Consider the following 1,626-nt stretch of genomic DNA (forward strand, 5'->3'; position numbering starts at 1 on the left):
ATATCGGCGCGCTCCCGTGCGGCTCTGTCGTCGCCCTCCACTTGTGCGACCGCCGGCACGTCGCCGTGCAGGGCTTCACCGAGGTCGTGGACGATGCAGATCTTCAACAGGCGCGCCACATTGATATCGCCGAGCCCGTCGGCGAGCAGCATCGCCATCAGGCACAGACGCCAAGTGTGTTCGGCGGTGCTTTCGGGGCGGCCGGTGGACGTGTACCCGCTGCGGATCACGCTTTTGAGCCGCTCGGCTTCCCGCAGGAAGGCGAGCACGCCCTTGATCTCGTCGGCGGGCAGCATGGATCAGTCCGTCATCGCCATCGCGCGCAGCGCGTTGCGTTCGCGTACCGACAGCTTTTCTGTCTCGGATTTGAGCTGGCCGCAGGCGGCCAGAATGTCGCGGCCGCGCGGGGTGCGCACCGGCGACGAGTAGCCGGCGTTGAAGATGTACTCCGAGAACTTCTCGATCTGGTCCCAGTCCGAGCACTCGTATTTCGAGCCGGGCCACGGATTGAACGGGATCAGATTGATCTTGGCCGGAATGCCCTTGAGCAGCTGCACCAAGCGGCGCGCATCGTCGAGCGAGTCGTTGACGCCCTTCAGCATCACATATTCGAAGGTGATGCGGCGGGCGTTGGACGCGCCCGGGTAGTCGCGGCAGGCCTGCAGCAATTCCTTCAGCGGGTACTTGCGGTTCAGCGGCACCAGTTCGTCGCGCAGTTCGTCGCGCACGGCGTGCAGCGAGATCGCCAGCATCACGCCGATCTCGTCGCCGGTGCGCTTGATGTTCGGCACCACCCCGGAGGTCGACAGCGTGATCCGCCGCCGCGAGATGCCGATGCCTTCGTTGTCCGAGACGATCAGCAGAGCGTCGCGCACTGCGTCGAAATTGTAGAGCGGCTCGCCCATCCCCATCATCACGATGTTGGTGATCAGGCGATTGCCGTTCGGGGTCTCGCGGTCGATCCAGTCGCCGAGGCGGTCGCGCGCCACCATCACCTGGCCGACGATCTCGCCGGCGGTGAGGTTGCGCACCAGGCGCTGGGTGCCAGTGTGGCAGAATGCGCAATTCAGGGTGCAGCCGACCTGGCTGGAAACGCACAGCGTGCCGCGGTCGGTTTCCGGGATATAGACACACTCGACCTCGTGGGCCTTCTGCCCGTCGTCCCCGCTCGGCAGCCGCAGCAGCCATTTGCGGGTGCCGTCGGCCGAAATCTGCTCGGCCACCACTTCGGGCCGGTCGACCGTGAAGTGCTCCGCCAGCGTGGCCCGCATCTCCTTGGATACATTGGTCATTTCAGAGAAGTCGCGGGCGCCCCGGACATAGATCCAATGCCAGAGCTGCTGCGCCCGCATCTTGCGCTGGGGCGGCGCCACGCCGACTTCGCCGAGCCGGTCGCACAATTGCGCCCGCGACAGCCCGATCAGCGACGGCTTGGCCGGCGGCACATAGGTTTCCAGCGGGGTCTTCTCGACCAGGGCCGAGGCGGCAGAAGGCGTCATCGCATCACGTTCAGGTTGGTGGCCGGCCATCCGCGGCGGGCGTGCAGAGCGGGGCACAAGCCGCCGGTCTCCATGCATATAAGAACCCGCCGGCCGGTTGTCGCCGGCTGGCGGGTCGTCTGTACCG

The 1,626-nt window shown here is 66.1% G+C and carries 2 protein-coding genes; both read right to left on the reverse strand.

Going from position 1 to position 1,626, the window contains the following annotated elements; genetic code table 11:
• A partial coding sequence (locus DYI24_RS26250) for an HD domain-containing protein (RefSeq protein WP_164574389.1) occupies window positions 1-296 on the reverse strand: 296 nt, incomplete at its 3' end.
• A 3-nt stretch (window positions 297-299) separates the two neighbouring features.
• Entirely contained in the window at window positions 300-1,499 is a 1,200-nt protein-coding gene (rlmN, locus tag DYI24_RS26255) for a dual-specificity RNA methyltransferase RlmN (RefSeq protein ID WP_164574390.1), read from the reverse strand.
• Between the last annotated feature and the right edge of the window lie 127 nt (window positions 1,500-1,626).

It is taken from the genome of Rhodopseudomonas sp. BR0C11 (genome assembly GCF_010820945.1).
Classification (GTDB): Bacteria; Pseudomonadota; Alphaproteobacteria; order Rhizobiales; family Xanthobacteraceae; genus Rhodopseudomonas; species Rhodopseudomonas palustris_H.